General features: G+C 65.1%; 32 protein-coding genes. 17 read left to right on the forward strand and 15 right to left on the reverse strand.

Going from position 1 to position 25,140, the window contains the following annotated elements:
• Positions 1–189: 189 nt before the first annotated feature.
• Positions 190–1,392 (forward strand): 3-oxoadipyl-CoA thiolase, encoded by a 1,203-nt coding sequence (pcaF, locus tag JI664_RS08355; protein ID WP_207013255.1) that lies wholly within the window; start codon positions 190–192, stop codon positions 1,390–1,392.
• A gap of 48 nt (positions 1,393–1,440) precedes the next feature.
• Here the strand turns inward: pcaF and JI664_RS08360 are convergent, their stop codons facing one another.
• The 5 genes from JI664_RS08360 to JI664_RS08380 all read right to left on the reverse strand — a co-directional run bounded on the left by JI664_RS08360 (position 1,441) and on the right by JI664_RS08380 (position 5,156).
• Complete coding sequence (locus tag JI664_RS08360; RefSeq protein ID WP_207013256.1) at positions 1,441–1,764, reverse strand: DUF3775 domain-containing protein; 324 nt, start codon at positions 1,762–1,764, stop codon at positions 1,441–1,443.
• Between the two features lie 71 nt (positions 1,765–1,835).
• Complete coding sequence (locus JI664_RS08365) at positions 1,836–2,567, reverse strand: SDR family NAD(P)-dependent oxidoreductase (protein ID WP_207013257.1); 732 nt, start codon at positions 2,565–2,567, stop codon at positions 1,836–1,838.
• The gene (locus tag JI664_RS08370) at positions 2,564–3,115 is read right to left on the reverse strand and encodes a DUF3833 domain-containing protein (protein ID WP_207013258.1); all 552 of its coding nucleotides are present in this window, start codon (positions 3,113–3,115) and stop codon (positions 2,564–2,566) included. The genes JI664_RS08365 and JI664_RS08370 overlap by 4 nt, the downstream gene beginning before the upstream one ends.
• Complete coding sequence (locus tag JI664_RS08375; protein ID WP_207013259.1) at positions 3,112–3,867, reverse strand: DUF1365 domain-containing protein; 756 nt, start codon at positions 3,865–3,867, stop codon at positions 3,112–3,114. The genes JI664_RS08370 and JI664_RS08375 overlap by 4 nt, the downstream gene beginning before the upstream one ends.
• Positions 3,864–5,156, reverse strand: a complete 1,293-nt coding sequence (locus JI664_RS08380; protein ID WP_207013260.1) for an NAD(P)/FAD-dependent oxidoreductase — start codon at positions 5,154–5,156, stop codon at positions 3,864–3,866. The genes JI664_RS08375 and JI664_RS08380 overlap by 4 nt, the downstream gene beginning before the upstream one ends.
• A 284-nt stretch (positions 5,157–5,440) precedes the next feature.
• Between JI664_RS08380 and JI664_RS08385 the strand changes: the two genes are divergently transcribed.
• Positions 5,441–5,947, forward strand: a complete 507-nt coding sequence (locus JI664_RS08385) for a sigma-70 family RNA polymerase sigma factor (RefSeq protein WP_207013380.1) — start codon at positions 5,441–5,443, stop codon at positions 5,945–5,947.
• 12 nt (positions 5,948–5,959) lie between these two features.
• Entirely contained in the window at positions 5,960–6,601 is a 642-nt protein-coding gene (locus JI664_RS08390; protein WP_207013261.1) for a ChrR family anti-sigma-E factor, read from the forward strand.
• A 102-nt stretch (positions 6,602–6,703) separates the two neighbouring features.
• Here JI664_RS08390 and JI664_RS08395 read toward each other — a convergent pair whose 3' ends face one another.
• The 3 genes from JI664_RS08395 to sseA are packed head-to-tail and all read right to left on the reverse strand — an operon-like array spanning position 6,704 to position 9,318.
• Positions 6,704–7,882, reverse strand: a complete 1,179-nt coding sequence (locus JI664_RS08395; protein ID WP_207013262.1) for an aromatic amino acid transaminase — start codon at positions 7,880–7,882, stop codon at positions 6,704–6,706.
• 16 nt (positions 7,883–7,898) lie between these two features.
• Positions 7,899–8,465 carry a GNAT family N-acetyltransferase gene (locus JI664_RS08400; protein WP_207013263.1) on the reverse strand — a complete coding sequence of 189 codons (567 nt, stop codon included), beginning with the start codon at positions 8,463–8,465 and terminating at the stop codon, positions 7,899–7,901.
• Between the two features lies 1 nt (position 8,466).
• Positions 8,467–9,318 (reverse strand): 3-mercaptopyruvate sulfurtransferase, encoded by an 852-nt coding sequence (gene sseA / locus JI664_RS08405; protein ID WP_207013264.1) that lies wholly within the window; start codon positions 9,316–9,318, stop codon positions 8,467–8,469.
• A gap of 185 nt (positions 9,319–9,503) precedes the next feature.
• On the opposite strand from sseA, the gene zapE reads away from it, so the two are divergent.
• Positions 9,504–10,595 carry a cell division protein ZapE gene (gene zapE, locus JI664_RS08410; RefSeq protein ID WP_207013265.1) on the forward strand — a complete coding sequence of 364 codons (1,092 nt, stop codon included), beginning with the start codon at positions 9,504–9,506 and terminating at the stop codon, positions 10,593–10,595.
• Here the strand turns inward: zapE and JI664_RS08415 are convergent.
• Positions 10,592–10,777: a hypothetical protein gene (locus JI664_RS08415; RefSeq protein ID WP_207013266.1), complete on the reverse strand. Its 186-nt coding sequence runs from the start codon at positions 10,775–10,777 to the stop codon at positions 10,592–10,594. The two genes, zapE and JI664_RS08415, sit on opposite strands and share 4 nt — an antisense overlap.
• 60 nt (positions 10,778–10,837) lie before the next feature.
• Positions 10,838–11,725, reverse strand: a complete 888-nt coding sequence (locus tag JI664_RS08420; RefSeq protein WP_207013267.1) for an NAD-dependent epimerase/dehydratase family protein — start codon at positions 11,723–11,725, stop codon at positions 10,838–10,840.
• Positions 11,726–11,813: 88 nt separating this feature from the next.
• On the opposite strand from JI664_RS08420, the gene JI664_RS08425 reads away from it, so the two are divergent.
• Complete coding sequence (locus JI664_RS08425) at positions 11,814–12,716, forward strand: LysR family transcriptional regulator (protein WP_207013268.1); 903 nt, start codon at positions 11,814–11,816, stop codon at positions 12,714–12,716.
• On the opposite strand, the gene JI664_RS08430 is transcribed toward JI664_RS08425, so the two are convergent.
• Positions 12,706–13,113, reverse strand: a complete 408-nt coding sequence (locus tag JI664_RS08430) for a hypothetical protein (RefSeq protein WP_207013269.1) — start codon at positions 13,111–13,113, stop codon at positions 12,706–12,708. The genes JI664_RS08425 and JI664_RS08430 overlap by 11 nt on opposite strands.
• Before the next feature lie 190 nt (positions 13,114–13,303).
• Between JI664_RS08430 and leuB the strand changes: the two genes are divergently transcribed.
• The 3 genes from leuB to JI664_RS08445 all read left to right on the forward strand — a co-directional run bounded on the left by leuB (position 13,304) and on the right by JI664_RS08445 (position 15,858).
• Positions 13,304–14,410, forward strand: coding sequence for a 3-isopropylmalate dehydrogenase (gene leuB / locus JI664_RS08435; RefSeq protein WP_207013270.1), 1,107 nt, complete (start codon positions 13,304–13,306; stop codon positions 14,408–14,410).
• A gap of 435 nt (positions 14,411–14,845) precedes the next feature.
• On the forward strand, positions 14,846–15,211 hold the full coding sequence (locus JI664_RS08440) for a hypothetical protein (RefSeq protein WP_207013271.1): 366 nt from the start codon (positions 14,846–14,848) through the stop codon (positions 15,209–15,211).
• Positions 15,212–15,417: 206 nt separating this feature from the next.
• The gene (locus tag JI664_RS08445; protein ID WP_207013272.1) at positions 15,418–15,858 is read left to right on the forward strand and encodes a YybH family protein; all 441 of its coding nucleotides are present in this window, start codon (positions 15,418–15,420) and stop codon (positions 15,856–15,858) included.
• A 6-nt stretch (positions 15,859–15,864) separates the two neighbouring features.
• Here the strand turns inward: JI664_RS08445 and JI664_RS08450 are convergent, their stop codons facing one another.
• Entirely contained in the window at positions 15,865–16,464 is a 600-nt protein-coding gene (locus JI664_RS08450; RefSeq protein ID WP_207013273.1) for an exopolysaccharide biosynthesis protein, read from the reverse strand.
• Positions 16,465–16,746: 282 nt separating this feature from the next.
• Between JI664_RS08450 and purU the strand changes: the two genes are divergently transcribed.
• From purU to JI664_RS08490, 8 genes are all read left to right on the forward strand, one after another.
• Entirely contained in the window at positions 16,747–17,631 is an 885-nt protein-coding gene (gene purU / locus JI664_RS08455) for a formyltetrahydrofolate deformylase (RefSeq protein WP_207013274.1), read from the forward strand.
• A gap of 133 nt (positions 17,632–17,764) precedes the next feature.
• Positions 17,765–18,376: a ribonuclease D gene (locus JI664_RS08460; protein ID WP_207013275.1), complete on the forward strand. Its 612-nt coding sequence runs from the start codon at positions 17,765–17,767 to the stop codon at positions 18,374–18,376.
• Between the two features lies 1 nt (position 18,377).
• A complete protein-coding gene (lptC, locus tag JI664_RS08465) occupies positions 18,378–19,004 on the forward strand; it encodes an LPS export ABC transporter periplasmic protein LptC (RefSeq protein ID WP_207013276.1) in 627 nt (208 codons plus the stop codon).
• 10 nt (positions 19,005–19,014) lie between these two features.
• A complete protein-coding gene (locus tag JI664_RS08470) occupies positions 19,015–19,536 on the forward strand; it encodes an LptA/OstA family protein (protein ID WP_207013277.1) in 522 nt (173 codons plus the stop codon).
• A gap of 7 nt (positions 19,537–19,543) precedes the next feature.
• Positions 19,544–20,284, forward strand: a complete 741-nt coding sequence (gene lptB / locus JI664_RS08475) for an LPS export ABC transporter ATP-binding protein (protein WP_207013278.1) — start codon at positions 19,544–19,546, stop codon at positions 20,282–20,284.
• An 18-nt stretch (positions 20,285–20,302) separates the two neighbouring features.
• Positions 20,303–21,583, forward strand: coding sequence for a hypothetical protein (locus JI664_RS08480; protein WP_207013279.1), 1,281 nt, complete (start codon positions 20,303–20,305; stop codon positions 21,581–21,583).
• A gap of 81 nt (positions 21,584–21,664) precedes the next feature.
• Complete coding sequence (hpf, locus tag JI664_RS08485; protein ID WP_207013280.1) at positions 21,665–22,231, forward strand: ribosome hibernation-promoting factor, HPF/YfiA family; 567 nt, start codon at positions 21,665–21,667, stop codon at positions 22,229–22,231.
• A gap of 66 nt (positions 22,232–22,297) precedes the next feature.
• The gene (locus JI664_RS08490; RefSeq protein ID WP_207013281.1) at positions 22,298–22,762 is read left to right on the forward strand and encodes a PTS sugar transporter subunit IIA; all 465 of its coding nucleotides are present in this window, start codon (positions 22,298–22,300) and stop codon (positions 22,760–22,762) included.
• A 47-nt stretch (positions 22,763–22,809) separates the two neighbouring features.
• On the opposite strand, the gene JI664_RS08495 is transcribed toward JI664_RS08490, so the two are convergent.
• The 3 genes from JI664_RS08495 to JI664_RS08505 all read right to left on the reverse strand — a co-directional run bounded on the left by JI664_RS08495 (position 22,810) and on the right by JI664_RS08505 (position 24,532).
• Positions 22,810–23,460 carry an RluA family pseudouridine synthase gene (locus JI664_RS08495; protein WP_207013282.1) on the reverse strand — a complete coding sequence of 217 codons (651 nt, stop codon included), beginning with the start codon at positions 23,458–23,460 and terminating at the stop codon, positions 22,810–22,812.
• 26 nt (positions 23,461–23,486) lie between these two features.
• Positions 23,487–23,828 (reverse strand): DUF2794 domain-containing protein, encoded by a 342-nt coding sequence (locus tag JI664_RS08500; protein ID WP_207013283.1) that lies wholly within the window; start codon positions 23,826–23,828, stop codon positions 23,487–23,489.
• Positions 23,829–24,133: 305 nt separating this feature from the next.
• Positions 24,134–24,532 carry an I78 family peptidase inhibitor gene (locus JI664_RS08505; RefSeq protein WP_207013284.1) on the reverse strand — a complete coding sequence of 133 codons (399 nt, stop codon included), beginning with the start codon at positions 24,530–24,532 and terminating at the stop codon, positions 24,134–24,136.
• Between the two features lie 79 nt (positions 24,533–24,611).
• Here JI664_RS08505 and smpB point away from each other — a divergent pair, with 79 nt between their 5' ends.
• On the forward strand, positions 24,612–25,088 hold the full coding sequence (smpB, locus tag JI664_RS08510; protein WP_207013381.1) for an SsrA-binding protein SmpB: 477 nt from the start codon (positions 24,612–24,614) through the stop codon (positions 25,086–25,088).
• Positions 25,089–25,140: the final 52 nt, after the last annotated feature.

The raw sequence follows: 25,140 nt of genomic DNA on the forward strand, positions 1-25,140 counted from the left end.
CCTTCGCGTGGCAATGCCCATGGCACAGCGCCCCGCCGGATCGGGGAATGCCCCCGTCACGCGCCGTCTCGCGGCCCGCTCAGCGTTGCAGATCCCGAAGGCCGCGCATAGCCTGCACGCCGATGGGCCGGGGGCGCTCCGCCACCCGCCAGACACAAACACGGCCCCGCCACCGAACCGGAGACCTGAATGCCCGACGCTTATCTTTGCGACTATGTCCGTACGCCCATTGGCCGCTTTGGCGGTGCCCTGTCTTCGGTCCGGGCTGACGATCTGGCCGCGATTCCCCTGCGGGCGCTGATCGAGCGCAATGCCGGCGTCGACTGGGCGGCGGTCGATGACGTGATCTATGGCTGCGCCAATCAGGCGGGCGAAGACAATCGCAACGTCGCACGCATGGCCGCGCTGCTGGCAGGGCTGCCGGTCGAGGCGTCGGGCACCACGATCAACCGCCTGTGCGGCTCGGGGATGGACGCGATTCTGGCCGCCGCCCGCGCGATCAAGGCGGGCGAGGCCGATCTGATGATCGCGGGCGGTGTCGAGAGCATGTCGCGCGCGCCCTTCGTCATGCCCAAGGCCGAGTCCGCGTTTTCGCGCAACAATGCGGTTTATGACACGACCATCGGCTGGCGCTTCGTCAATCCGTTGATGAAGGCGCAATACGGCGTCGATTCGATGCCCGAGACTGCCGAGAATGTCGCTGTCGACCATGCGATCGCGCGCGCCGATCAGGACGCTTTCGCCCTGCGCAGTCAGCAGAAGGCCGCCGCCGCGCAGGAAAACGGGCGTCTGGCGAAAGAGATCACGCCGGTCGAGGTGAAGAGCCGCAAGAGCACCAGCATCGTCGATACCGACGAGCATCCGCGCGCTTCGACCACGCTGGCGGATCTTGAGCGTCTGCGCCCCATCGTGACGGCCGAGGGCAGCGTGACGGCGGGCAATGCGTCGGGCGTCAATGACGGGGCTGCGGCGCTGATCGTCGCCTCGGAAGCTGCGGTCAAGGCTTATGGCCTGACGCCCATCGCACGCATTCTGGGCGGTGCGACCGCCGGGGTGCCGCCGCGCGTGATGGGGATCGGCCCGGCGCCGGCGTCGCAGAAACTGATGGCGCGGCTGGGCCTGTCGGCGGCGGATTTCGACGTGATCGAACTGAACGAGGCCTTTGCCTCGCAGGGGCTGGCCACGTTGCGCCAGCTTGGCATTGCCGATGACGACCCGCGTGTGAACCCCAATGGCGGCGCTATCGCGCTGGGCCATCCGCTGGGCATGTCGGGCGCCCGCATTACCGGCACAGCGGCGCTTGAGATGCAGTTGAACGGTGGGACGCGCGCGCTGTGCACGATGTGCATCGGTGTGGGGCAGGGCATCGCCGTCGCGCTCGAGCGCGTCTGATCTCTGTTGGCGCAGCCTTCCGGGCTGCGCCGTTTCGCCCGCTCCGGATCAGCGGTCGTAGAAATCCTCTTCCGCCTCGGTCACATCGATTTCCAAGGCTTCAAGCCCGGATTCAAGGTTCTCGGACAGATGCGGCATACCCATCAGGTAATCCGCCGTCGGTGCCGTCGCCTCGGCATAGGCGGTCTTCAGCGCGTCGTCGAAATCTTCGGGTTCGAACGCGCCGCGACCGACCCAGGCGATGGCGACGAGATTGGCTTTCTCATCTTCGTTGAGCGCGTCGATGAAGGCGTGCAATTCCGCGGTCCGGCCGCGTTCACGGGCCTGAAAGATGATATGGACCACTTTCTTGATGCTGATCTCGGGCGTCATCGGAATCTCCTGCGTTGGGGATCAGCATCGCCTTGATGGGGCACGGGTGCAAGAGGATGCAGCGACCCGGATCAGCCGCGCGCGAAGATCCGGTTCCACAGGCCGGTGGGCAATACCCGCCCGGCGCGGAACAGCCACGAGAATACAGCCGGGAACGACGTCGCCGGACGCTCATTGCGGATCGCCCTGAGGACATGCCCGGCGGCTTCGTCGGGCTGCATCAGGAAGGGCATCGAGAATTCGTTCTTGTCGGTAAGACGGGTCTTGATGAAACCCGGATTGACCAGCTGAACCGCCACGCCGGTGCCCTGCAGATCGGCCTGCAGCCCCTGCGCAAGGTTCATCAGCCCGGCCTTGGACTGCCCGTAGCCCAGGCTGCCGGGCAGGCCCCGGAACCCGGCCAGCGAGCCGGTCAGCACGATGCGCCCCTTGTCGCGCGCGATCATCGCGGGCAGCACATGGCCCAAGACGCGCACCGCGCCGGTCAGGTTCACGTCGATCATCGTCTCGATCTTGGCGCTGTCCCATTCCTGCGCGCTGAGCGGCCAATAGGCGCCGGCCAGATAGATCAGCCCGTCGATCTCGCCCGCCTGTCGGGCGGCGCGGGCCACGGATTCGGGGTCGCTGACATCCACGGGCAGGGGCCGCCCGCCGGTTTCCAGCGCGACCTCGCGCAGCCGGTCCTCGGAGCGGGCGGACAGCAGCAGATCCGCGCCATCCCGAGCCATGGCCGTCGCCACAGCGTGTCCCAGCCCCTCGGACGCGCCGATCAGCCACCAAGTCTGTCCCGCAAGCGTCTTCATGCCGGAACCCTCCGCATCGTCGCGACCAGCTCGGCCACCTTGATGCCGAACTTGCGGAACTGGCTGCGGTTGATGATCGTGCCGTTGTCGGTGAGGTACATCCAGTCCGTCACGTCCAGGACCCAGCCCCCCGCCTTTTCCGGCAGGCGAATGCGATAGCACAATTGCAGCGCGGCGCCTTCCTGACGACCGCGGCCCGGATCGGCCAGATCGTCGGCCTCGGCCCGGATGTCGCCGTCATTGGCCAGTGTCAGGCGCCATTGGCGGATCTGCGTTTCGCCGCTGGAATAGCGGAAATGTTCGTCCAGAACGCCGCGATTACCTTCCCAGCGCCCCTGCATATCGGCCACGAAACGCGAATTGACGCGGCCCAGCGGGCCATAGATCACGCCTTCGCACAGAAGCGGGCCGTCCAGATGGTGGCGGAGGTCGAATTGCGGCTGCTGTGTCGCGTAATGCGCCGGGCGCTGGGCGGTGAAGCCGATGAAATTGCGCGCCACCAGCGTCAGCACCGCGACAGCGGCAAGGGCAAGCAGAATCTCCGTCATCGCGAGACCTCCTGTTCCGGCGGCACGGGATGCGGGCGGTAGACCGCGCCCTTCCACCACAATTTGAGCGCCTGCCAGTGGATCAGCGCCAGCACCCGGCGCGAGCCGAAGGGGCGGCGCAGCATCGCGCGAAGCAGGCTGCCGGTCGTCGCAGGGCGGCGCGGGCCGGTCAGCGTGGCAACCAGCCCGCCGCCCGCATGGTTATAGGCGATGCGAATGGCGATCCGGTCGGGGCGAATGTCGAAGCGGAAGCGATATTCCCCCTCGACCGGCTGGAAGGGCGATACATGGAAGACCTTGCGCGCTTCCAGCGTGTCCTCGGGCCCGATCGGGGTGAAGCCGTCATTGTGGCACAGATAGGAATGGCGGTCGCCGAAAGTGTTGTTGACCTCGGCGATCACGCAGATCAGTGCGCCTTGCTGATCGTGGCACAGCCAGAAGCAGACCGGATTGAACACATGACCCAGCACGCGTGGCTGGGCGAGCAACTCGATCCGCCCGATACGCGGCGCCTCGGTTGTCGCCATCACCGCGCGCACCCATTCCGCGCCCTTGCCCGCGCCGCGTTCTCCGCCATGGTCGCGGTCGTGCAGCGACACCAGATTGGCGCGGTTGCGCGAGAACAGGCGCGGGGCCTGTTGCGGGCTTTCGGCATCGAGCAGCAGGTAATCGACGCCATAGGAAAACCGGTTCGACAGCGTGTCGTTGCGCCCGTGGAACGTGTGCCCGGCGATATGTTCGATAGTGCTCATGCCGCCTCGGCTTCAGCGCCCGCGCCCATTTTCTTGACCACGTCCACCGCGCTGGCGAAGCCGTCTTCGTGGAAGCCGTTCTTCATCCACGCACCGCAGAACCACGTGTTGCGCCGCCCGTTCAGGACCCGCAGCACATCCTGCGCGGCGAAAGCGGCGATGTCGTAGACCGGGTGGCGGAAGGTGTTTTCGTCATAGATGCATTCTTCGCGGATCTGCCGGGTGCTGTTGAGCGTGACGAACATCGGATCGTCCTGCGGGATCGGCTGCAGCGAGTTCATCCAGTAGGTCAGGCTGATCCGCTCGCGGTCCTCGGGCGAATGCTCGGTATAGCTCCACGACGACCAGACCTTGCGGCGCTTGGGCATCAGCGTCTCGTCGCAATGCAGGACGGCATGGTTGTCCTGATAGCGCACCGCACCCAGCGCGGCGCGTTCGGTCGCGCTGGCATCGGAGAGAAGCGAAAGCGTCGTGTCCGAATGCGTGGCGAAGATCACCTCGTCGAAGGTCTCCCAATCGCCGCCTTCCAGCCGGATCTCGACCCCTTCGGGCAGGCGCCGCACGCCGGCGGTGGGGGCACCCAGCCGGATGTCGACCCCGCGCACCCGCAGATCGCGCTCGAGCCGGTTGACGTATTCGATCGAACCGCCGCGCACAGTGTGCCACTGGTGCTGGCCGTTATTCGACAACAGCGCGTGGTTGCGGAAGAAATCCACCATCGCGCGGGCCGGGAAATCCATGATTTTGTCGGTAGGCGTCGACCAGATCGCGCCCGAGAACGGCGCGATATAGCGTTCGCGGAACCAGCGGCCCATGCCCAGCCGGTCCATCAGGCCACCGATGCTCATGTCGCGGTCGGTCGCGGCATGAACCGCCTTGGCGTTGAACCGCACGATATCACGCACCATGCGCAGGAAACGCGGATCGGCGATGTTGCGGCGCGAGGCGAACAGCGTGTCGAGATTGGCCAGCGCGTATTCGCAGGCACCCTTGTCGAAAGACGCGCCGAAACTCATCGAGGCGGGCGCCGTGGGCACGTCGAGCGCTTCGAACATCGCCGTCAGATTGGGGTAATTGGCATGGTTGAAGACGATAAAGCCGGTATCGACCGGCTGATCGTTGAATCTGCCCGCCATGACAGTGCGCGCATGGCCGCCAAGGCGCGGCTCGGCCTCGATCAGAGTCACGCGGTGGCCGGGCGCCAGAAGCCACGCGGCTGCCATCCCGGATATCCCCGCGCCGATGATGGCGATGCGCTTGGGCGGAACTGGAACGGACTCGAACGGCATCTTACACTCCCGATGGTTTGCAAAGGGTACGCGCGAAAAACGGAAACGGATGAAGCAAAACCGAAAAAAAGCAAAATCGGGCGCTATTTGATGAAAAAAACCGACGGGCGAGTGATCCGGTCCGGGCGCTATGTCGTAACAAGCCCATGTTGCAAGACGTTCGGGATCCGCAGACACTCGCCATGCCGGTGCCGCCCATGGGGCGGGCGCCGGAGGGTCGATTTGCCGACGGAGGGCCGCGTGACGTGACCAGAGACGATGAAAGCCTGCGCTACGCCAAGCTGATGCAAGCCGTGGCGCGCGATGCCGATAAGGCGGCTTTCGCGGCGCTTTTCACGCATTTCGCCCCAAGGGTGAAGGCGTTTCTGATCAAGTCGGGCGCCACGCCCGCGATGGCCGAGGATTGCGTACAGGACGTGATGGCGACGGTCTGGCGCAAGGCGCGGATGTTTGATCCGTCGCGGGCTTCGGTCGCGACGTGGATCTTCACCATCGCCCGGAACCGCCGCATCGACTTGCTGCGTCGCGACCGGCGCCCCGAGCCGGAAGAGCTGCCATGGGGGCCCGAACCCGAACCCGACCAGCTCGATACGCTGGTCATGCAACAGGAATCCGAGCGGCTGGGCGACGCGCTTGCCCGGTTGCCGGAAGATCAGCGCGCGTTGATCGAACGAGCTTACTTCGGCGATCTGAGCCATTCGCAGATCGCCGCCGCCACGGGGCTGCCCCTTGGCACCATCAAATCGCGTATCCGTCTGGCGCTGGAAAAGCTGCGCCAACACATGACCTGAGGACAAGAACAGATGATCCGTCATCACCTCTCAGACGCCCTGCTGACCGGCTATTCGGCCGGAACCCTTCCCGAGGCGTTCAATCTGCTCGTCGCCACGCATGTGTCGATGTGCGACGAATGCCGCGTCCGCCTGCAGGCGCAGGACGCGGTCGGCGGCGCGCTGCTGGAAGACAGCGCCGTGATGGCGATGGCCGACGGCGCGCTGGCCGCCACGCTTGCGCGGATCGGCGATGACGCGCCAGAAACCCCGGCACCCCGCCCGGCCTCGCCCGGCATTTTCCCCGCGCCCTTGCAGGACTATGTCGGCGGGGACAGCGATGCGGTCGCGTGGCGCAGCGTCGGCGGCGGTGTGCGGCAGGCGATCTTGACGCAGGCGCCGGGCAGCAGCGCGCGGCTGCTCTACATTCCGCCCGGCACGGCGGTGCCCGATCACGGTCACCACGGCACCGAGCTGACGCTGGTGCTACAGGGCGCCTTCCATGATGAGACCGACCATTTCGGGCGCGGTGATGTCGAGATTGCCGACGAGGCGCTTGAACATACCCCGGTCGCCGATACGGGGTCGGCCTGCATCTGTCTGGCCGTGACCGATGCGCCACTGCGCTTCAACGGGCTGATCCCGCGCTTGCTGCAGCCGTTCCTGAAAATCTGACGACGCGCCGGCCTGGTGTAAGGGCGGACGCGAAAACCACAGGGGGCGGGCGAAGACCGTATCGGGGGCACAAGCGGCCCCCGATTTTTCATATGTCGCGGCTCAGAGAACCGTGGCGATGGCCTTGGCGACATGCGGGATGGTTTCTTCGGTCAGCCCGGCCATGTTCAGCCGTCCGCCGCCCACAACATAGACGCCGAATTCCTCGCGCAGGCGGGCGATCTGCTCTTCGTTGCCGCCCAGAACCGAGAACATGCCCCGCTGATCGGCGAGAAAGCCGAACCGGTCCGAGCCGCATTCGCTGCGCAGGGCGTCGGCAAGCTGGCGGCGCAGGGCGTTCATGCGGTCGCGCATCTCGGTCAGTTCGTGCTCCCACGTTGCGCGCAGGGCGTCGTCTTCCAGAATCATCGTCACCAGCCGCGCACCGTGATCGGGCGGGAAGCTGATGGCCTGCCGGTTGATCGTCTCGAGCGTGCCCTGAACGGCGGCGCGCTCGTCCTCGGGGCTGATGACCAGACAGCAGCCGGCGCGGTCGCGGTACAGCCCGAAATTCTTCGAGGCCGACGCCACGACGATCATCCGGTCCACCTGTCCGGCCAGCGCCCGAAGGCCCGCCGCGTCTGCGTCCAGCCCGTCGCCAAAGCCCTGATAGGCGATGTCGATGAAGGGCAGAACGCCCTTCGATTTGCAGAAGTCCGCCACCCGCGCCCAGTCGTCGGCGCTCAGATCGGCGCCGGTCGGGTTGTGACAGCAGCCATGCAGCATCACCACGTCGCCCGCTTTCGCGGCGTTCAGGTCTTCCCACATGCCCGCGCGGTCGAGACTGCCGCTTTCGGCATCGTAATAGCGGTAGGTCTGGAATTTCAGACCCGCCGCCTTGGTCAGCGCGAAGTGGTTGGGCCATGTGGGCGTCGAAATCCACACCGTCGCATCCGGATTCGCCTGATGGATCAGCTCAAGCCCCTGACGGACACCGCCGGTGCCGCCGGTCGACGAGCTTCCGGCAAGACGCGCGGCGGGAACCGCGTCGCCCAGAACCAGCGCCGCCACGGCTTTGGAATGTGCGGGATCGCCCGACAGCGAGGTATAGGCCTTGGTGTCCTGCTGCGCGAGAAGCTGCTCTTCGGCCAGTTTGACCGCGCGCATGACCGGCGTGTGGCCGCTGACATCCTTGTAGACGCCGAGGCCGAGGTCGACCTTTCGCTCGCGCGCATCCTCGCGATACATCGTCATGACCTTCAGGATCGGATCGGCGGCCGGGGCGGGCAGGCTCTGGAACATGGCGTTCTCTCTTCTCTCAGGTCAGGGGTTGCTTGGCGGTAAAGTCCCGTGCCAGCGTCCGGGTATGCACTTCGGTCTTCAGCGGCGAGAAGCCCATGCGCTGATATTGCGCCAGCGCGCGGGGATGATCGAGGGTGCAGGTATTGACGGTCATGCGGGTGGTGCCTTCACGCTCCCAGCCCGTCAGGATCGCGGTTTTCAGAAGCCAGCTTCCCAGCCCCATCCCCACCGCTTCGGGGACCAGCCCGAAATAGGCCAGATCGCAGGTGCCCGTCTCGCGCCAGTCGAGCATGAAAAAGCCCTGCGGCCAGCCCTTGCCCATCAGCGTGTACAGCGACACGTCGGCATGCTGGACCCAGTCGGCGATCGCCGCGTCGCCCATCGCGTGTTTGTCGGTCCACGCATAGTCGCGCCCGACCGCGTTATAAAGCGTCAGGAACCACCATGCGGGCGGGGTATCCGCGTGGGTCAGGATCACATCGCGGCCCACCGGCAGCGAGGGCCAGCCATAGCCCGGCCGCTGGGTCATTTCGAGCCACGTGACGCGGTAATCGACAGCTTCGCCGGCCTTGTAGAGCGTCATGTCAGCCCTTCTCGACCTTCAGGTCGGGATACATGCCCCATTCGCTCCACGATCCGTCGTAAAGCGCGTGTTGCGGATGGCCCAGACGTTCCAGCGCCAGTGACAGGATCGCCGCCGTGACGCCCGAACCGCAGGACGTGATGATCGGTTTCGACAGATCGACGCCCGAGGCTTCGAACGCGGCGCGCAGGCCCGCGTCGTCCTTCATCGTGCCATCTTCGTTCAGCAGGTTGCCGAAGGGGGTGTTCTTGGCGCCCGGAATATGGCCCGAACGCAGGCCGGGCCGGGGTTCCTCGACTTCACCCTTGAAGCGCGCTTCGCCGCGCGCATCCACGATCTGCCAGTCACCCAGCTTCGAGGCCGAGGCGACCTGGCTCACATCCTTGACCATATGCGCCTGACGCTGGGTGGTGATGTGGCGGTCGCGCACGACGGGCGGCAGATCCTCGGTCTCGCGGTTCTCGCGCAGCCATTTCGGGAAGCCCCCGTCCAGCACGGCGACATCCATCTTGCCCATCAGCTTGAAGGTCCACCACACGCGCGGCGCCGAAAACAGGCCGACGCTGTCATAGACCACGACCTGATGCCCGTCGCCCACGCCCATCGCCCGCATCCGCGAGATGAACTTCTCGGGCGGCGGAGCCATGTGCGGTAGCGCGCTGCGCTGGTCGCTGATCTCGTCAATATCGAAGAAACGGGCGCCGGGAATATGCGCGGCCTGATATTCGGCCTTCGAATCGCGATCCGAGCCGGGCATGTGCCACGAAGCATCGAGGATGCGCAGATCCGGGTCGTTCAGATGCGCTGCCAGCCAGTCGGTGGACACCAGCGTCCGCGGGTCGTCACTCGCCATCTCTCGCTCCCTGTTCAGCTACGCAACACCGTTACCGAATGCGGGACGGTAAGGGCAAGGCCAGATACGGGAGATCGGCGGCCCGTGGCCCGTGAAACCGGTGTGAAACCGGACTTGAATGGCCCCGGAACACGGAATGCGCCTGGGTGCTGGCGCGGCGGGTGGTGTCGCGCTAAGTCAGCGACATGCGACAGACACTGACCGAACTCTACGATGCCAAGGTAGCCGCAGGCGAGCTTCGCCCCGACGCGGCGCAACGCGCCCTTCTGCCCGCGCTGGAAGAAAGGCGTGCCTTTCTGGAACAGCCGGTGAAGAAGGGGCTTCTGGGCGGGTTCTTCAAGAAGGCGCCCGATGGCTACAAGGGGCTTTACCTGTGGGGCGGTGTCGGGCGTGGCAAGTCGATGCTGATGGACCTGTTCGAAAAGTCGGTCGATATCCCCGACAAGCGCCGTGTCCATTTCCATGCCTTCATGCAGGAAGTGCATCACGGCATGCACGAGGCGCGCAAAACCGGGGTCGATGACGCGCTGGCACCGGTGGGCCGCAAGGTCGCCGACGAGGTCCGCCTGCTGGCCTTCGACGAGATGCAGATCACCGACATCACCGATGCGATGATCGTGGGGCGTCTGTTCCAGATGCTGTTCGATGCGGGCGTCACGGTGGTGACGACGTCGAACCGGGTGCCCGAGGATCTGTACAAGAACGGGCTCAATCGCGCGCTGTTCGTCCCCTTCATCGACCTGATCCGCCAGAAGATGGATGTGATCGAGATGGAGAGCGAGACGGATTACCGCCAGCACCGGCTGAGCGGCCAGAAAGTGTTCTTCTCGCCCGCCGGGGCCGAAGCGCGCGCGGCGATCAACACCCTGTGGGACGAATTGACCGGCCATAGCAACGGGACGCCGCTTGTGCTGGACGTGCAGGGGCGCCGGGTCGAAGTGCCGCAACACCATAACGGCGTCGCGCGGGCCTCGTTCTGGGACCTGTGCGCCAAGCCGCTGGGGCCCGCGGATTATCTGGCGCTGGCCGAACGGGTTCGGGTGCTGATTCTGGAAGACATTCCGCGCCTGTCATCGTCGAATTACAACGAGGCCAAGCGCTTCGTCACGCTGATCGACGCGCTTTACGAGGCCAAAGTGAGGCTGATCGCATCGGCGGCAGACGATCCCGAAAACCTGTATGCCGAGGGCGCCGGGTCGTTCGAATTCGAACGCACGGCCAGCCGCCTGCGCGAGATGCAGGCGGCTGACTGGGGCGGGGACGGGTCCGAGGGTTAACCCGAAACGCCCACCTTTTCGATCTTGGTATAGGCCTTGAGCTTCGCGTCGCCCTTGGTGCGTTCGCGTTTTTGCAGCTCTCTGGTGGCGGCGCTGGGCATTCCTGCCTTTTCCGCCGCGGTGAATTTCTCAAGCCGGCCTTTCGACGGGCCGTGGTCGTGATCCAGCGGATGCTTGGACATGATAGCCTCCTCGTTTCGATACGACTTCAGCCCGGACGGTAGCGCAACCAAGCCATCAAGTCACGCTGCGGTTGCGAAGCGCTCTTGCTGCGGCAGCATCGTGCGCAGGACCTCGCCGAGCGGCGTCGCGCGAAAGTCGGGCAGGCACGTGGACAGGGCCTTGCCGGACAAGCGGTGCGGCGTGTCGTAAAGATAGCGCATCTCGGACAATTCCCGCGCCAGCTCCGAGAACGGCGCGCCAAGGCGCAGCGCCCACCACGGAAAGCGGCGGATGCTCAGCGGATGTCCGGTCATTTGTGACAGCGCCTCGGTCAGTTCGCGCGTGGTGAGGGTATGGCCGGGAAAGGCCGTATCGCTGAACGCGGGAAGTTCGGCGCGTTTCTCGGCCAGCATCACCATGACGCGCGCCATGTCGGGCAGATAGGCATAAGCGTGATCCGCATCCGGGTCGCCCATGGTCGTCACGATACCCTTGTCCAGCTTTCTCAGCATGACGATGCTCATCAGGTCCTGATCGCTGTCGGGGTCGATGAAGTCGCCCGCATGCAGGATGATCGTCTGCACCCCGTCCGCCGCGGCATCCCTGTAGCGGGCTTCAACCTCGGCACGAATGCGGCCCTTGCGGGTGACCGGGCGGTGCGGCGTGGTGTCGTCCCACGGGCCGGGCTGACTGCCATAGACATAGACATTGCCCGGAAACAGCACGGTCGCGCCCGAGGCTTTCGCAGCCGCAAGAACCTGTGTGGTGATCGCGGGCAGGATCGTCGCCCAGTCGTGGTAATTCGGTGGGTTGAGGCCGTTGAAGATCACGTCGCAGCCGAGGGCCGCCTTGGTCATGTCGGTGCCGCGCTGATAGGCGCGGGTCGACCAGCCGGCGGCGCGGAAGGCCCGTGCGACATGGTCACCGACCTTGCCGTTGGCGCCGAGGATAAGAGCAGTCTGTGTCATGGGTGTCTCCTTGCGATGCCTCAGGGTGTACGCATGGACAGGCCTCATCGGAATTGCATGACTTCGTATGTCGTGTATTCATTTGTGAATGGATGCGTTCCGCTTTCTCGACTGGTCTCTGGTTCAGGCTTTCCTGTCGGTGGCCGAAACCGGCAGCCTGTCGGGCGCGGCGCGGGCGCTGGGCCGCAGCCAGCCGACGCTGGGGCGCCAGATCCGCGCGATCGAAGATCAGCTTGGTGTCGAGCTGTTTCACCGCCAGCCGCGCGGGCTGGAACTGACCGATACCGGCGCCGCCCTGATCGACCCCGCACGGCAGATGCGCGCGGCAGCGAATGCGATGACCCTTGCCGCAGCGGGGCGCGAGGACCGGCTGGAGGGCAGCGTGCGCATCACCGCCTCGGTCGCGGTGTCGGTCTGGCATCTGCCGCAGGTGCTGACCGCGATCCGCAGGCAGGAGCCGCGCATTTCCATCGACCTTGTGCCGTCGGACCGGTCGTCGAACCTGCTTTACCGTGAAGCCGATATCGCCATCCGCATGTATCGCCCCACGCAGCAGGACCTGATTACCCGCCATCTGGGCGACACCGCCATAGGCGCCTTTGCCGCGCAAAGCTATATCGAGCAACACGGCGTGCCCGCCACGCCCGCCGATCTGGCCGGGCATGACCTCATAGGTCAGGATCGCGAGACGCTGCTGATCGAGGGGATGCAAAGCCTCGGCGTCACCGCCACCCGCGAGATGTTCGCCTTTCGCTGCGACGACGTGGCGACGGGATGGGAATTGGTGCGCGCGGGCGCGGGGATCGGCTTTGCGCAGCGCAGCTTCGGGCGGCGCGATCCGACGGTGCGCGAGCTCGATTTCGGGATCGACCTGCCGACGCTGCCGGTCTGGCTGACGGCGCATGAAGCGATGCGCCGCACGCCGCGTGTTCGTCGGGTCTGGGATCTCTTGGCCGAGGCGCTGGTTTCGGCGATGGACCTTACTCGCTGAGGACCGGCCCGGCGCCGTATCCCACAAGCGTCATCACCAGCGGGCGCAGATTGCCGGAAACCTGCGCACAGCGCGCGGGTTGGCTGTCGAACATCGCGCGGGCGCGGGGGTAATGCGTGGCGTAGAGGTCGTTTTCGGGGATGCCCAAGCTTTCGCCCAGGGCCAGCCCGCTGATCCAGAGGATCTCGGCCTCTTCGACCGTCAGATCGCTGGGCGTGGTGTCGCAGACTTCCAGCGACACCGACATGGCCACAACGTCATCAAGCAGGGTCTGTCGCCGCTCTTGCGAGAGTTCGGCGACATTCGGCGGTCGGACCTCGACGACATCGGCCAGACCGGGCAGCGGAGAGAAAAGGCCAAACGCTGCGGAGGAGAGTATCAGGGACGAAAAACGCATCGCTAAAATCCTCGGGCTCAAATGCACGGGGACGAGGGTAACACGGCACCGGCGTTCGGCGCAGACCGAAAACGGGCCTCATCCGCTGTTGAACGGTGCTGTCGCGGAGAGACCCGGCGTGTGGAAATCTTGACCACACGGCACAGGCAGGCTAGGCCGCTCACGCATCCGTAATTCAAGGAGTCCCGCCGTGGCCAATCCTTCCATCCTGATCCTCGCCGGCGACGGCATCGGCCCCGAAGTCATGGGCGAGGTGAAGAAGATCATCACCTGGTACGGCGACAAGCGCGGCCTCAGCTTTGACGTGAGCGAGGATCTGGTGGGCGGCTGCGCCTATGACGCGCATGGCACCCCGCTGACCGACGCGACGATGGCCAAGGCGCAGGAAGTGGACGCGGTTCTTCTGGGCGCCGTGGGCGGTCCGAAATACGACACGCTGGATTTCAGCGTGAAGCCCGAACGCGGCCTGCTGCGTCTGCGCAAAGAGATGGATCTCTATTCCAACCTGCGCCCGGCCCAGTGCTTTGACGCTTTGGCCGATTTCAGCTCGCTGAAGAAGGACGTGGTGGCCGGTCTCGACATCATGATCGTGCGCGAGCTGACCTCGGGCGTCTATTTCGGCGAGCCGCGCGGCATCCACAAGGAAGGCAACGAGCGCGTCGGCATCAATACCCAGCGCTACACGGAATCCGAAATCGCGCGCGTCGCCCGCTCGGCGTTCGAGCTGGCCCGCAAGCGCGGCAATAAGGTCTGCTCGATGGAGAAGGCCAACGTGATGGAATCGGGCATCCTGTGGCGCGACGTCGTGCAGGAAATCCACGACGCCGAATACCCCGATGTCGAGCTGTCGCATATGTATGCCGATGCGGGCGCCATGCAGCTGACCCGCTGGCCCAAGCAGTTCGACGTGATCGTCACCGACAACCTGTTCGGCGACCTGCTCTCGGATCTCGCGGCGATGCTGACCGGTTCGCTGGGGATGCTGCCCTCGGCCTCGCTCGGGGCGCCGATGGCCAATGGCCGCCCGAAAGCGCTGTATGAGCCGGTGCATGGCTCGGCCCCCGATATCGCGGGTCAGGGCAAGGCGAACCCGATCGCCTGCATCCTCTCCTTCGCCATGGCGCTGCGTTATTCCTTCAGCGAACTGACCGAGGCCGACCGTCTGGAAAAAGCGGTCGAGAAAGTCCTCGCCGACGGTCTGCGCACGGCCGACCTGATGGGCCCGGATGGCGGCACCCCGGTTTCGACCGCCGAGATGGGCGACGCGATCATCGCGGCGCTGGACGCCAGCCTCTGACACCCGTCACAATCGACAAATGAACGGCCCGGCAGCTTCTGCCGGGCCTTCTTCATGGTCAAGGCGCGACATACCCGATTTGCGCTCTTGTCATACCGGCCCCGAGAGCCGGATTTTCGGCCCCGTTCGGGGGCCTCCCGGGTGTCGAGAAACCGGCATCGCCGGGGGATGGCGGCGGACGGTTTGGGGCCGCGAAGGCCGTCCGGCCCTTATGGGCGCGACGTCAATTTAAATCCGCGAAATCGCGGTAATTCTGTGCGTTTCTCATATCAAGGTTATCGGGTGATTGTTTTGTGTGCAGGGCTGCACATTTGGCGGCTCATTTTGGAAGATATGCGACGGATTGATGACAGCCGGGGGCGACCCTACCTCCCGTTCATGACCGGAAACGATCATCCAAAACACACACAGACAGACCTGAAAGAGAGACTGAAAATGAACCGCTTTGCTATCTCCGCCACCGTTGCTTTCGTTGCTCTGGGCGCCGTTGCCGCCAACGCGTCGGACCTCGCCGCCAATGGCGTGACCAACCGCAACGCTTCGAACGCCGCTGAAGTCACCAGCAACGGCCAGATCGAATTCCGCGCCGGCGACGTCTACACCACGCGCGAACTGGTTGCCGCTGGCCTCGAAGCCTCGGACATCGTCGAAGTCGGCCCGCGCAAACAAGTCGAAGTCCGCGCCGGTGACGTCTATTCGTCGCGCGAACTGCAAGCGACGGGCCTGAACGCCAGCGACGTGCTGACCGTCAACGACTACAGCGCCGATGCCGGCAACCGTCCGTTCAACGTCACGCGTTGAGCAGCCTGATCTTCCGACGGCATATCCAAGCCGATCGCTCACGACGCGCGCCAGCTCTGGCGCGCGTCGAAATGTTTTCACGGGGGCGTTGTGCAGCCCGCGTGCGACAGAACAAAGATCACCGAATGGATGGCCTTAGTCCGAATTGGTGAAGCCGCCCCGGCGCCGCGTTGGTACACCCGCGTGGCATTGCCCGGAGGCCCCGCATGTCTTTTCTCAAAATCCTTACCGTCACCCTTACGAGTGCCATCCTGTCCGCCGCGCCCCTTTTCGCGCAAGTCGCCACGCCCCGCGACGCGGTGGCGGCCATGACCGAGGCAGTCGCCGCGCGCGATGCCGATGCCGTCGCCGCGCTTTATGCCCCTGACGCTGCGGTCTTTCTGTTCAACGGTCCGATCCTGTCGGGCCGCGATCAGGTCCGCGAGATCTGGGCGCGCAACTTCGCCAATGGCTATGACAGCCTGACCGTCACGCGCCAACGCAGCGAGACCGGCAGCGACAGGGCCGCGTTGGTCATGCTGTGGCGCGCGACCATCGCCCCGCCGGGGCAGGCGCCGCAACAGGTGCAGGGCCGGTCGCTTCTGTATCTTGTCAGGGTCGATGGCGGCTGGCTGATCTCGGCCGATATGTGGCAGCCGGGAAGCTGACCTCGCTCACAGCAGGTAGACGACCAGCCCGATCACCACGCCGATAAAGCCGAAGCCGATCAGCGCGAAGAGCCCGTCGCGCAGCAACAGGGTCAGCGCCATCATCGTCACCGCTGCCCCGAGGATCGAGGACGAGAACGGCACGAGTTCGAGCATCGGCATCACCAGACCGCAGAGCATGCACAAGAAATGCGTGATCCGGTCGAAGGGCGGCGAGACAAGGAATTGCAGCCGCGCCTTGGTGCGCTTGTCGATCCAGCGCGCGGGCTTGCGCAGGCTGTCGGTGGCGTCGCGCAGGCGTTTGGACGGGATCGTGCGCTGATCCAGAAAGCGCGGAATCCATAGCGACGAGCGACCGAAGAACATCTGCCCGGCCACCAGCGCGATCACCAGCCCGCAGAAGCTGGAAAAGAACGGGATGCCCGAGAGCGGCGTCACCACGATCAGCGCCGGGGCCAGAAGCACCGGCACGAAGGACGCGTGTTCGAGCGCCCGCAGGACCTCGCCCAGCGTCGTCTTGTCATCGCCTTTGGCGGCGTTGCGTATGTCTTCGACGACCTCGGCCATGCTTTGCAGGCCGCTGGCGTCGACATCCTGGGCGCTCATCTTTTCAGGGTCTCCGGGTTTGACAGCTTGGAATCTGGCGCGTCCCGGTCGCTCGTCAACCAAGACGTGCGCGGGCGCCGCGCTGCCGCACCAGCCGCGCCCGCGCCGTTTTCCGGGCAGGGCGCCGGCAGGCAGGGAAAAAGTTCACCATCCGCGTCCCGGTGCTGCGTTTCGGCGTCGCTGGTATCGCGATTTGCGTCGCGGGCGTACCTGCAGGGGCGTATGCTGCGCCGCAGTATCGGCTAGACTTCCAGCGAGACGCCCGAATAAGGAACTTTTTCGATGACCTCTTACGTCCTCACGGTCCGCTGCGATACGCAGCGCGGCATTGTCGCCGCGATCTCGGGCTTTCTGGCCGAGAACGGATGCAACATCACCGATGCCGCGCAATTCGACGATCAGGAAACCGCCTGCTTCTTCACGCGCATCACCTTCGTCGCCGAAACCGGCGCGGACCCCGAGACGCTGCGCGCAGGCTTCGCGCCGGTCGCCGAGCGGTTCGGCATGGAATGGGGCATCAACGACACCGCCAAGCGGATGAAGGTTCTGCTGATGGTGTCGAATTTCGGCCATTGCCTGAACGACCTGCTCTATCGCTGGCGCATCGGCGCGCTGCCGGTCGAGATCGTCGGCGTGGTGTCGAACCACCTGACCTATCAGAAGGTCGTGGTGAACCACGATCTGCCGTTCTACCACATCAACGTCACCAAGCAGAACAAGCCCGAGGCCGAGGCGCGTCTGCTCGAAGTTGTCGAGAACTCGGGCGCGGAACTGATCGTGCTAGCGCGCTACATGCAGGTGCTGTCGGATGCGCTGTGCACCAAGATGTCGGGGCGGATCATCAACATCCACCACTCGTTCCTGCCGTCCTTCAAGGGCGCGAACCCCTATAAGCAGGCGTTCCAGCGCGGGGTAAAGCTGATCGGCGCCACGGCGCATTACGTCACCGCCGATCTGGACGAAGGGCCGATCATCGAACAGGACATCGTGCGCATTACCCACGCACAATCGGCCAGCGATTACGTGTCGCTCGGGCGCGATGTCGAAGCGCAGGTTCTGGCGCGCGCGGTGCATGCGCATGCTCAACATCGCGTGTTCCAGAACGGCAACAAGACCGTCGTCTTCCCGGCCTCGCCGGGGGCCTATGCCTCGGATCGCATGGGCTGAAATCGCGAAGTTGCGCGATTACCATACCGGGGCGTCCATGGGGCGCCCCGCTGCGTTTTGGGGGCCACAATTGACGTGCGGGGCCGTCAGGTCTAAGCCAAGCGCCAGTTTCCGCGGTATCGAAAGCTTGAGCATGGCGACGCATCTCTATTCCCAGGACCTTCCCGATGATCTGGATCTGGGTCCGGTTGTCGCCATCGACTGCGAAACCATGGGGCTCAATCCGCATCGCGACCGGCTGTGCCTGATCCAGCTTTCCGGCGGCGGCGGCAATGCGCATCTGGTGCAGATCACCCAGGATCAGGACGATGCGCCGAACCTCAAGCGGCTGCTGGCGGATCCGAACGTGATCAAGCTGTTCCATTACGGGCGCTTCGACATCGCGGTGATGTATCACCGCTTCGGCGTGCTGGCCGCGCCCGTCTGGTGCACCAAGATCGCCTCGAGACTGGTGCGCACCTATACCGACCGGCACGGGCTGAAGAACCTGCTGTCGGAACTGGTGGGCGTCGATATCTCGAAGATGCAGCAATCCTCGGATTGGGGCGCGCCCGAGATCACGCAGGCGCAGCGCGACTATGCCGCCTCGGACGTGCTGCATCTGCACCGCCTGAAAGCGGTGCTCGAAGGGATGCTGGCGCGCGAAGGCCGCAGCGAGGTGGCGCAGGCCTGTTTCGATTTCTTGCCGACCCGCGCGAAGCTTGACCTTGCCGGTTGGCCGGATATCGACATTTTCTCGCATTGATATGGCGATAACGGATCCCGACAGCAAAGCTCCTGCGCGCTACAGCAAGCTGGTCAGCATCCTGAAGGTCGTGCTGCCGCTTGCCGCGCTGATCCTGCTGTCGCTGGTCTTCATGCTGGCGCGCACCGTCGACCCGACCGAAGCGATTTCCAACGCCGAGATTGATGTCGAAGAGCGCGCGCGCGATCCCCGTCTGTCGGGTGCGCATTTCGCTGGGGTGACCGATGATGGCGCCGCGCTGACCATCCGCGCCGAGACCGCGCGCACCGATCAGGATGCGACCGTCCGCTTCGAGGTGACGGGCCTGTCGCTGTTGATCGAGGGCGCCGATGGCGAGCGGATGGAGGCTCAGGCCGAGGCCGGCGTCATCGATCGCGGCAACGGCACCTTCGTCATGCGCGGCGGGCTGGAGCTGAGCGTCACGCCGGGTTACACCTTGCAGACCCAAAGGCTGAGCGGGCTTCTGGACACCACGCTGATCCGCGCCCCGTCCGAGGTTTCGGGCACCGCTCCGGCGGGCACGATCACCGCCGGACGTATGGAGTTGCGCGGCGATTCCGGGGACGGCACGGGTTATGTGCTTGTTTTCGGGGGCGGGGTGCGGTTGAACTATCAGCCAGAAAACTGAGGGGGCTTTCATGCCGCGTCGTCATCTTCGCCTGATCCATGCGTTTCTCGTAGCGCTTTCGCTCGCTGCGACGGGGGGTGCCGGTACGGCGCTGGCCCAGGACGGGGTGCAGATCACGTTCGGGGAATCCCTGCGCCTGTCCGGGGCCGAGATCGAGGTCACGGCCGATCAGCTCAGCGTCGATCAGACCAGCGGTTCGACCGAGTTCACCGGCAACGTGATGGCGGTGCAGGGCGAAATGCGCATCGCCGCCGGGGCGATCCGGCTGGAATATTCCACCGGCGCGCAAAGCGGCACGCAGCGGATCTCGCGGCTGATCGCTTCGGGCGGAGTAACGATGACCACCCCGAACGAGGCGCTCGAAGCGCGCATGGCGACCTATTCGCTGGATGCCCAATCGCTGGAAATGCAGGGCGATGTGCTGCTGGTGCAGGGGCCGAACATGCTGTCGGGCGAACGTTTCGTCGCCGATCTGAGGGCCGGAACCGGACGCATGATCGGTCGCGTGCGTACCGTCATCCGGATGGAATGACCCCGCCATGGATGACGGTCCCGACGCGGCTGCCGGATTGCAGATCCGCGACCTGAAGAAAAGCTACAAGCGACGGCCGATCCTGAAGGGGATCGATCTGGATCTTCGCCGGGGCGAGGTCGTGGCGCTTCTGGGTCCGAACGGCTCGGGCAAGACCACGTGTTTCTATTGCGTGGCCGGGCTTGTTCCGTCGGACGGGGGCCGGGTGTCGATCGACGGGCGCGATGTCTCGGGCTGGCCGATGTATCGCCGCGCGCGGCTCGGCATCGGCTATCTGCCGCAGGAAATGTCGATCTTCCGGGGCCTCTCGGTCGAGGACAATATCGCCGCGATTCTTGAAATCTCGGTCCCCGACCGCGCGACGCGCGCCGCCCGGCTGGAAGAATTGCTCAGCGAATTCAACATCGCCCGGCTGCGTAAATCGCCCGCTCTGGCCCTGTCGGGCGGCGAGCGGCGGCGCGCCGAGATCGCGCGCTGCCTTGCCTCGAACCCGTCCTTCGTTCTGCTCGACGAACCCTTTGCCGGGGTCGATCCGATCGCCGTGGGCGACATCCGCTCGCTGGTCTCGGACCTGACCGCGCGCGGGATCGGCGTGCTGATCACCGATCACAACGTGCGTGAAACCCTTGAGATCGTCGACCGAGCCTATATCCTTCATGATGGAAAGGTGCTGATGAGCGGCACCCCGGACGAGGTTGTGGCGAATGACGATGTACGCCGCGTCTACCTTGGTGACACTTTCCGCTGAGCCCTGCGGGATGCCGCTATGGCCCTGAACTCCCGGCTGGAACTGCGGACACAGCAGCGTCTCGCGCTGACCCCCGAGCTTCGCACGCGGCTCAGCGTGTTGCGGATGACCCCCGCCGAGCTTGACGAGGCGCTTGCCGCCGAAGCCGCGCGAAATCCGTTTCTCAAGCGCAACGCGACAAGCACCGTCGGCCCCGCCACCGGGCTTGGCCCGCTGGACTGGATCGCCGCGCGGGAGGCACCGTTTCAGGACGATCTGCGCCGCCAGATCGAGCGCAAGGCACTGAACCCTCAGGTGCGGGCGATGGCGCTTTACCTGATCACCGAACTGGATGCGGACGGGTTTCTCGAGGTCGATCTCGATGAGCTGGCGGCAGAGCTGGATCTGTCCGCCGATCCGCTCGTCCGCGCGCTTGAGGTCCTGCAAAGCTGCGAGCCTGTGGGGATCGGCGCGCGCTCGGTCAGCGAAAGCCTTGCGCTGCAGCTTGCCGCCAAGGGCATGGCCCGGACGGACGCGCAGGCGACGGTGGCCCTGCTGTCCGATTTCGCGCGGCTGAACTGGCCGGCTATTCAGTCGGCTTTGGGGATCGGTCTGGCCGAAGCGCGGGCGCGCGCCGCCCTTCTTCGCACGCTGTCGCCGCGCCCGCTGGCCAATGGCGAAACCGCCCGCGCCGCGCCTCTGGTTGCCGATCTGCATGTGTCGCGCGATGATTCGGGGCGGATCGCCGTCGTGCCCGCGCATACCGCCCGCCATTCCGTCGGGCTGGATGAGACGCTGGTTCACAAGGCCGAGGCCGAAGGCTTCGCGCCCGAACTTCTGGCGCGAGCGCGGGCGATGCTGGCGGCCATAGATCAGCGGGGGCTGACACTGGCTCGGATCGGCGAATGGTTGCTGGAAAAACAGGCCGGGTTCTTCGAGCGGGGACTGGACGCGCTGGCGCCTGCGACGCGGCTGGATCTGGCCGCCGATCTGGGGCTGCATCCGTCGACCATCAGCCGCGCTCTGGCGGGCAAGGCGATCGACGTGGATGGCCGGTTGTGGCCGCTTTCGACATTTTTCTCGGCTGCACTGCCGGGCAAGGACGGATTGCTGTCGGCCCGTGCCGTGCAGCGCCGGGTCGCCGAGATGATCGCCGCCGAACCCGAGAGCCGACCGCTCTCGGATGAGCGAGTGGCCGGTTTGTTGCGCGCGCAAGGCGTTGACATCGCCCGGCGAACTGTCGCCAAATACAGACAAGGCCTGCACATTCCCTCGTCTGCCATGCGGCGGCGACTGGCTGCCGACCGGCGCAGGGAATGACCGCGAAACGACAGGTTGAGAAGGCGGATCGGCCGGGCGTCATGTCGGCTTCCGGTCACCCGCCGCAAGAAGGAGAGGTCCATGCGGTACCAGATCAGCGGCAAACAAATCGATGTCGGCGAAGCGCTGCAGACACATGTCGACAGCGAGCTGGGGAATGTGATGGAGAAGTATTCCCAGCGCCCCACCGACGCCAACATCGTCTTTTCCCGCGATGCCCACATGTATGTCTGCGAATCGACGGTGCATCTGAGCTCGGGCCTGACCGCTCAGGCCAAGGGTCAGGCGACGGAAATCTACGCTGCATTTGATGCGTGTTTGGAGCGCATGGACAAGCAATTGCGCCGCTACAAACGCCGTCTGAAGGACCATCACCGCGAGCGGACGGGCCCGGTTGAATTCAACGGGGCTTCCTCGTATATCCTCGCCGGTGACGACGGGTCGGACGGGGAAGAGCCGGACTCCCTGCAGCCGATGATCATCGCCGAGATGGAAGCGCGTATTCCGTCGTTCTCGGCCGGTGAGGCGGTGATGCAGATGGAGCTTCAGCATGCCCCGGTTCTGGTGTTCCGGAATGAGCGCCACGGAGGCCTGAACGTGGTCTACCGGCGTGAAGACGGAAATATCGGGTGGATTGACCCGCAGTGATTTCGGTCCGGCCTCCGGGGATAACCCGGGGGCCGTGCCCAAAATGAACGTAGGCAGGAGCACTGCATGGAAGTGGCCGATCTGTTGACCCCCGGAGCGATCCGGGTCTGCAACGCCGTGAAGAGCAAGAAGCGCCTGTTTCAGGATCTTGCGGAAATCGCCGCCGCTGCACACGAGATCGACGAATCGATTGCTGTCGATGCTCTGCAAGAGCGTGAAAGCCTGGGCCCGACCGGCGTCGGGCATGGCGTTGCGCTGCCGCATGCACGGATCGATGGGATCGACCGCGTCCGGGGCGTGTTCGTGCGTCTTGACCGGCCGCTCGATTACGGCTCGGTCGACCGTGCGCCGGTGGATCTGGTCTTTGCCCTGTTTGCCCCCGTCGATGCCGGGGTCGAGCATCTGAAAGCGCTGGCGCTGATCTCGCGCACGCTGCGTGACCCCGCGGTCTGCGCCAAGCTGCGCGCGAACGAGGAATCGGATGCGCTGTTTGGCATCCTGACCGAGACCACGGATACCAAGGCCGCCTGAACCGGCCCGTTCCCGGCGATGCTGCCGGGGCTTTTTTCAGACCAACCTCAGAACGGAACCGGCGAGCGGAATGTCAGCGCTTCGCCGGTCATCGGCTGTCGCAGCCGCAATTCCTCGGCATGCAGCATGAGCCGCGGATAGTCGCGCGCCGCGCCTTCGGCATAGAGCGGATCGCCCAGAATCGGGTGCCCCATCGCCAGCATGTGAACCCTCAGCTGATGACTGCGCCCGGTGATTGGCTTCAGCGCCACACGGCTGTTGTCGCCTTCGCTTTTCAGCACGCGCCAGTCGGTCTGCGCCGGTCGTCCCTCGACCGGATCGACCTTTTGCCGGGGGCGGTTCGGCCAATCGACGCACAGAGGCAGGTCGACGCGGCCTTTCTTCTCGTCCGGATGGCCCGCGATCAGGGCGATATAGCGCTTTTGCGTGCGCCGCTCTTCGAACTGCTTGCCCAGATGCGCCTGCGCCTGCGGTGTCAGCGCGAAGACGATGACGCCTGACGTGTCCAGATCCAGCCGGTGCACCAACAGCACCTGCGGATGCTGCGCCCTGAGCCGCGCGATCAGGCAATCGGCCTTGTCCTCGCCCCGGCCGGGCACCGTCAGCAGGCCCGAGGGTTTCTCGGCAACCAGCAGGTCGTCGTCGAGATACAGGATCTTCGGATCACCGGGGGGCGGGGCATAGACGAATTCGGTCATGCCCCCGCTTATCGGGCGCGCCGCGATCAGTCCAGCGTGCGCAAAAGCTTGCGTTCCAGCGGCGCCAGCACCCCGCGCAGGGTCGCGCCGCGTTTGAGCGTCTGACCTTCTGGGCCGAACAGCGCGTAGAGCCCCTGCTTGTTGCGCAAGGCGGGGATCTTTTCGACGCGATAGATCGGATTCTCGGCGGCGCGGCGGAAGATGCTGAAGACCGCGCGGTCGCGCAACGGCGAAATGCCGTAATCGCGCCAGTGACCGGCGGCGACGAAGCGCCCGTAGACCGAGAGGATTTCGCCAAGTTCGAAACGGTCGAAGCTGACCTGTTCGGGATAGGACGCCTTGGGCGGGACAATGCGTTGCACGTTCATAAGGAAATCGTGGCGCCGGTGCGGGGGGAAATCAAGGGCAGGGCCGTCAATCGTGGCAGTTTTAGGGGTTTTCCCATGGGCTGCGTCGCCAACGCGCGGCGTCTGCCCTCGAATCGCCGTTTTCTTGGGGTAGCGTTTCGGCGTGACCGGCGCATAGGGATGCTGCGCGAGCCCCCACTCGGACAGGATCCGCTTCGGGCACGAAAAAGGCCGGGCGCTTCGCGTCCGGCCCACGTTTTCAGGCGGAATGTTCAGGCGGTATTCTCAGGTGGCGCCGGTGCCATGGCCCCGGCGCGAAACCCCGCTCAGCCGCACGAGATCGACACCACCCGCTGACGGTTCTCGGCATCGACAACGACGTTCACGCGGTTCTCGTTGTGATCCATCGTGATCGGATCGCCCTCGGCATAGACGCGGACCGGACCCGGCGCCGGGAAGGGCTGTGGCGCGACCGATCCCACGAAACCCTGCAGACTTTGCGCGCCGCAGGGATCCGAAGCGCTGGTGGGAAGTTGCTGTTGCGGCGGCTGCGCGGGCGCCGTGCCGGAGATGTCGGGCGACGAGGGTATGCTGGACATCGGCTCTTCCACCATCGGCGGCTGGGCCGCGATGGGCGTCCGATACGAGGGCGCGGGCGTCATCGGGGTCATGTTGCAGGCGGTCAGGGCCAGCGCGACGGTGCCAAGGGCAAGGATGGATTTCACGGTCAACTTCCTTTCGGTCTTGCAGGGCGCCGACCGGCGCCCTCTGGACAGGGTGCTATCAAAACAATATCTGGCCATGATGGCCCAGAAGAAACACGATCCCAACAGCAAAGTCATCGCCGAGAACCGGCGGGCCCGGTACGACTACTTCATCGAGGATGATCTCGAATGTGGACTTGTCTTGATGGGGTCCGAGGTCAAGTCGCTGCGGGAAGGCCAGGCCAATATCGCCGAGAGCTATGCCTCGGTCGAGGATGGCGAGCTGTGGCTGATCAACGGCGCTATCGCCCCCTATCTGCAGGCCAAGACATGGGGCCACGAAGAGCGGCGCAAGCGCAAGCTTCTGGTCAGCAAGAAGGAACTGGCGCGGCTCTGGGCGGCGACCGCCAAGGACGGCATGACGCTGGTGCCTCTGGTGATGTATTTCAACGACCGCGGGATGGCGAAGCTGAAAATCGGCATCGCCAAGGGCAAGAAGCTGCATGACAAGCGCGAGACTTCGGCCAAGCGCGACTGGGACCGCCAGAAACGGCGCCTGCTGAAAGAGCACGGCTGAGCGCTTTGTGCTGAAGCCGTGAAGGGGGGCTGTCTGCCCCCCCCCTCTTGGC

The sequence above is a fragment of the Rhodobacter sp. NTK016B genome (assembly GCF_017303295.1).
Taxonomy (GTDB): Bacteria; Pseudomonadota; Alphaproteobacteria; order Rhodobacterales; family Rhodobacteraceae; genus Pararhodobacter.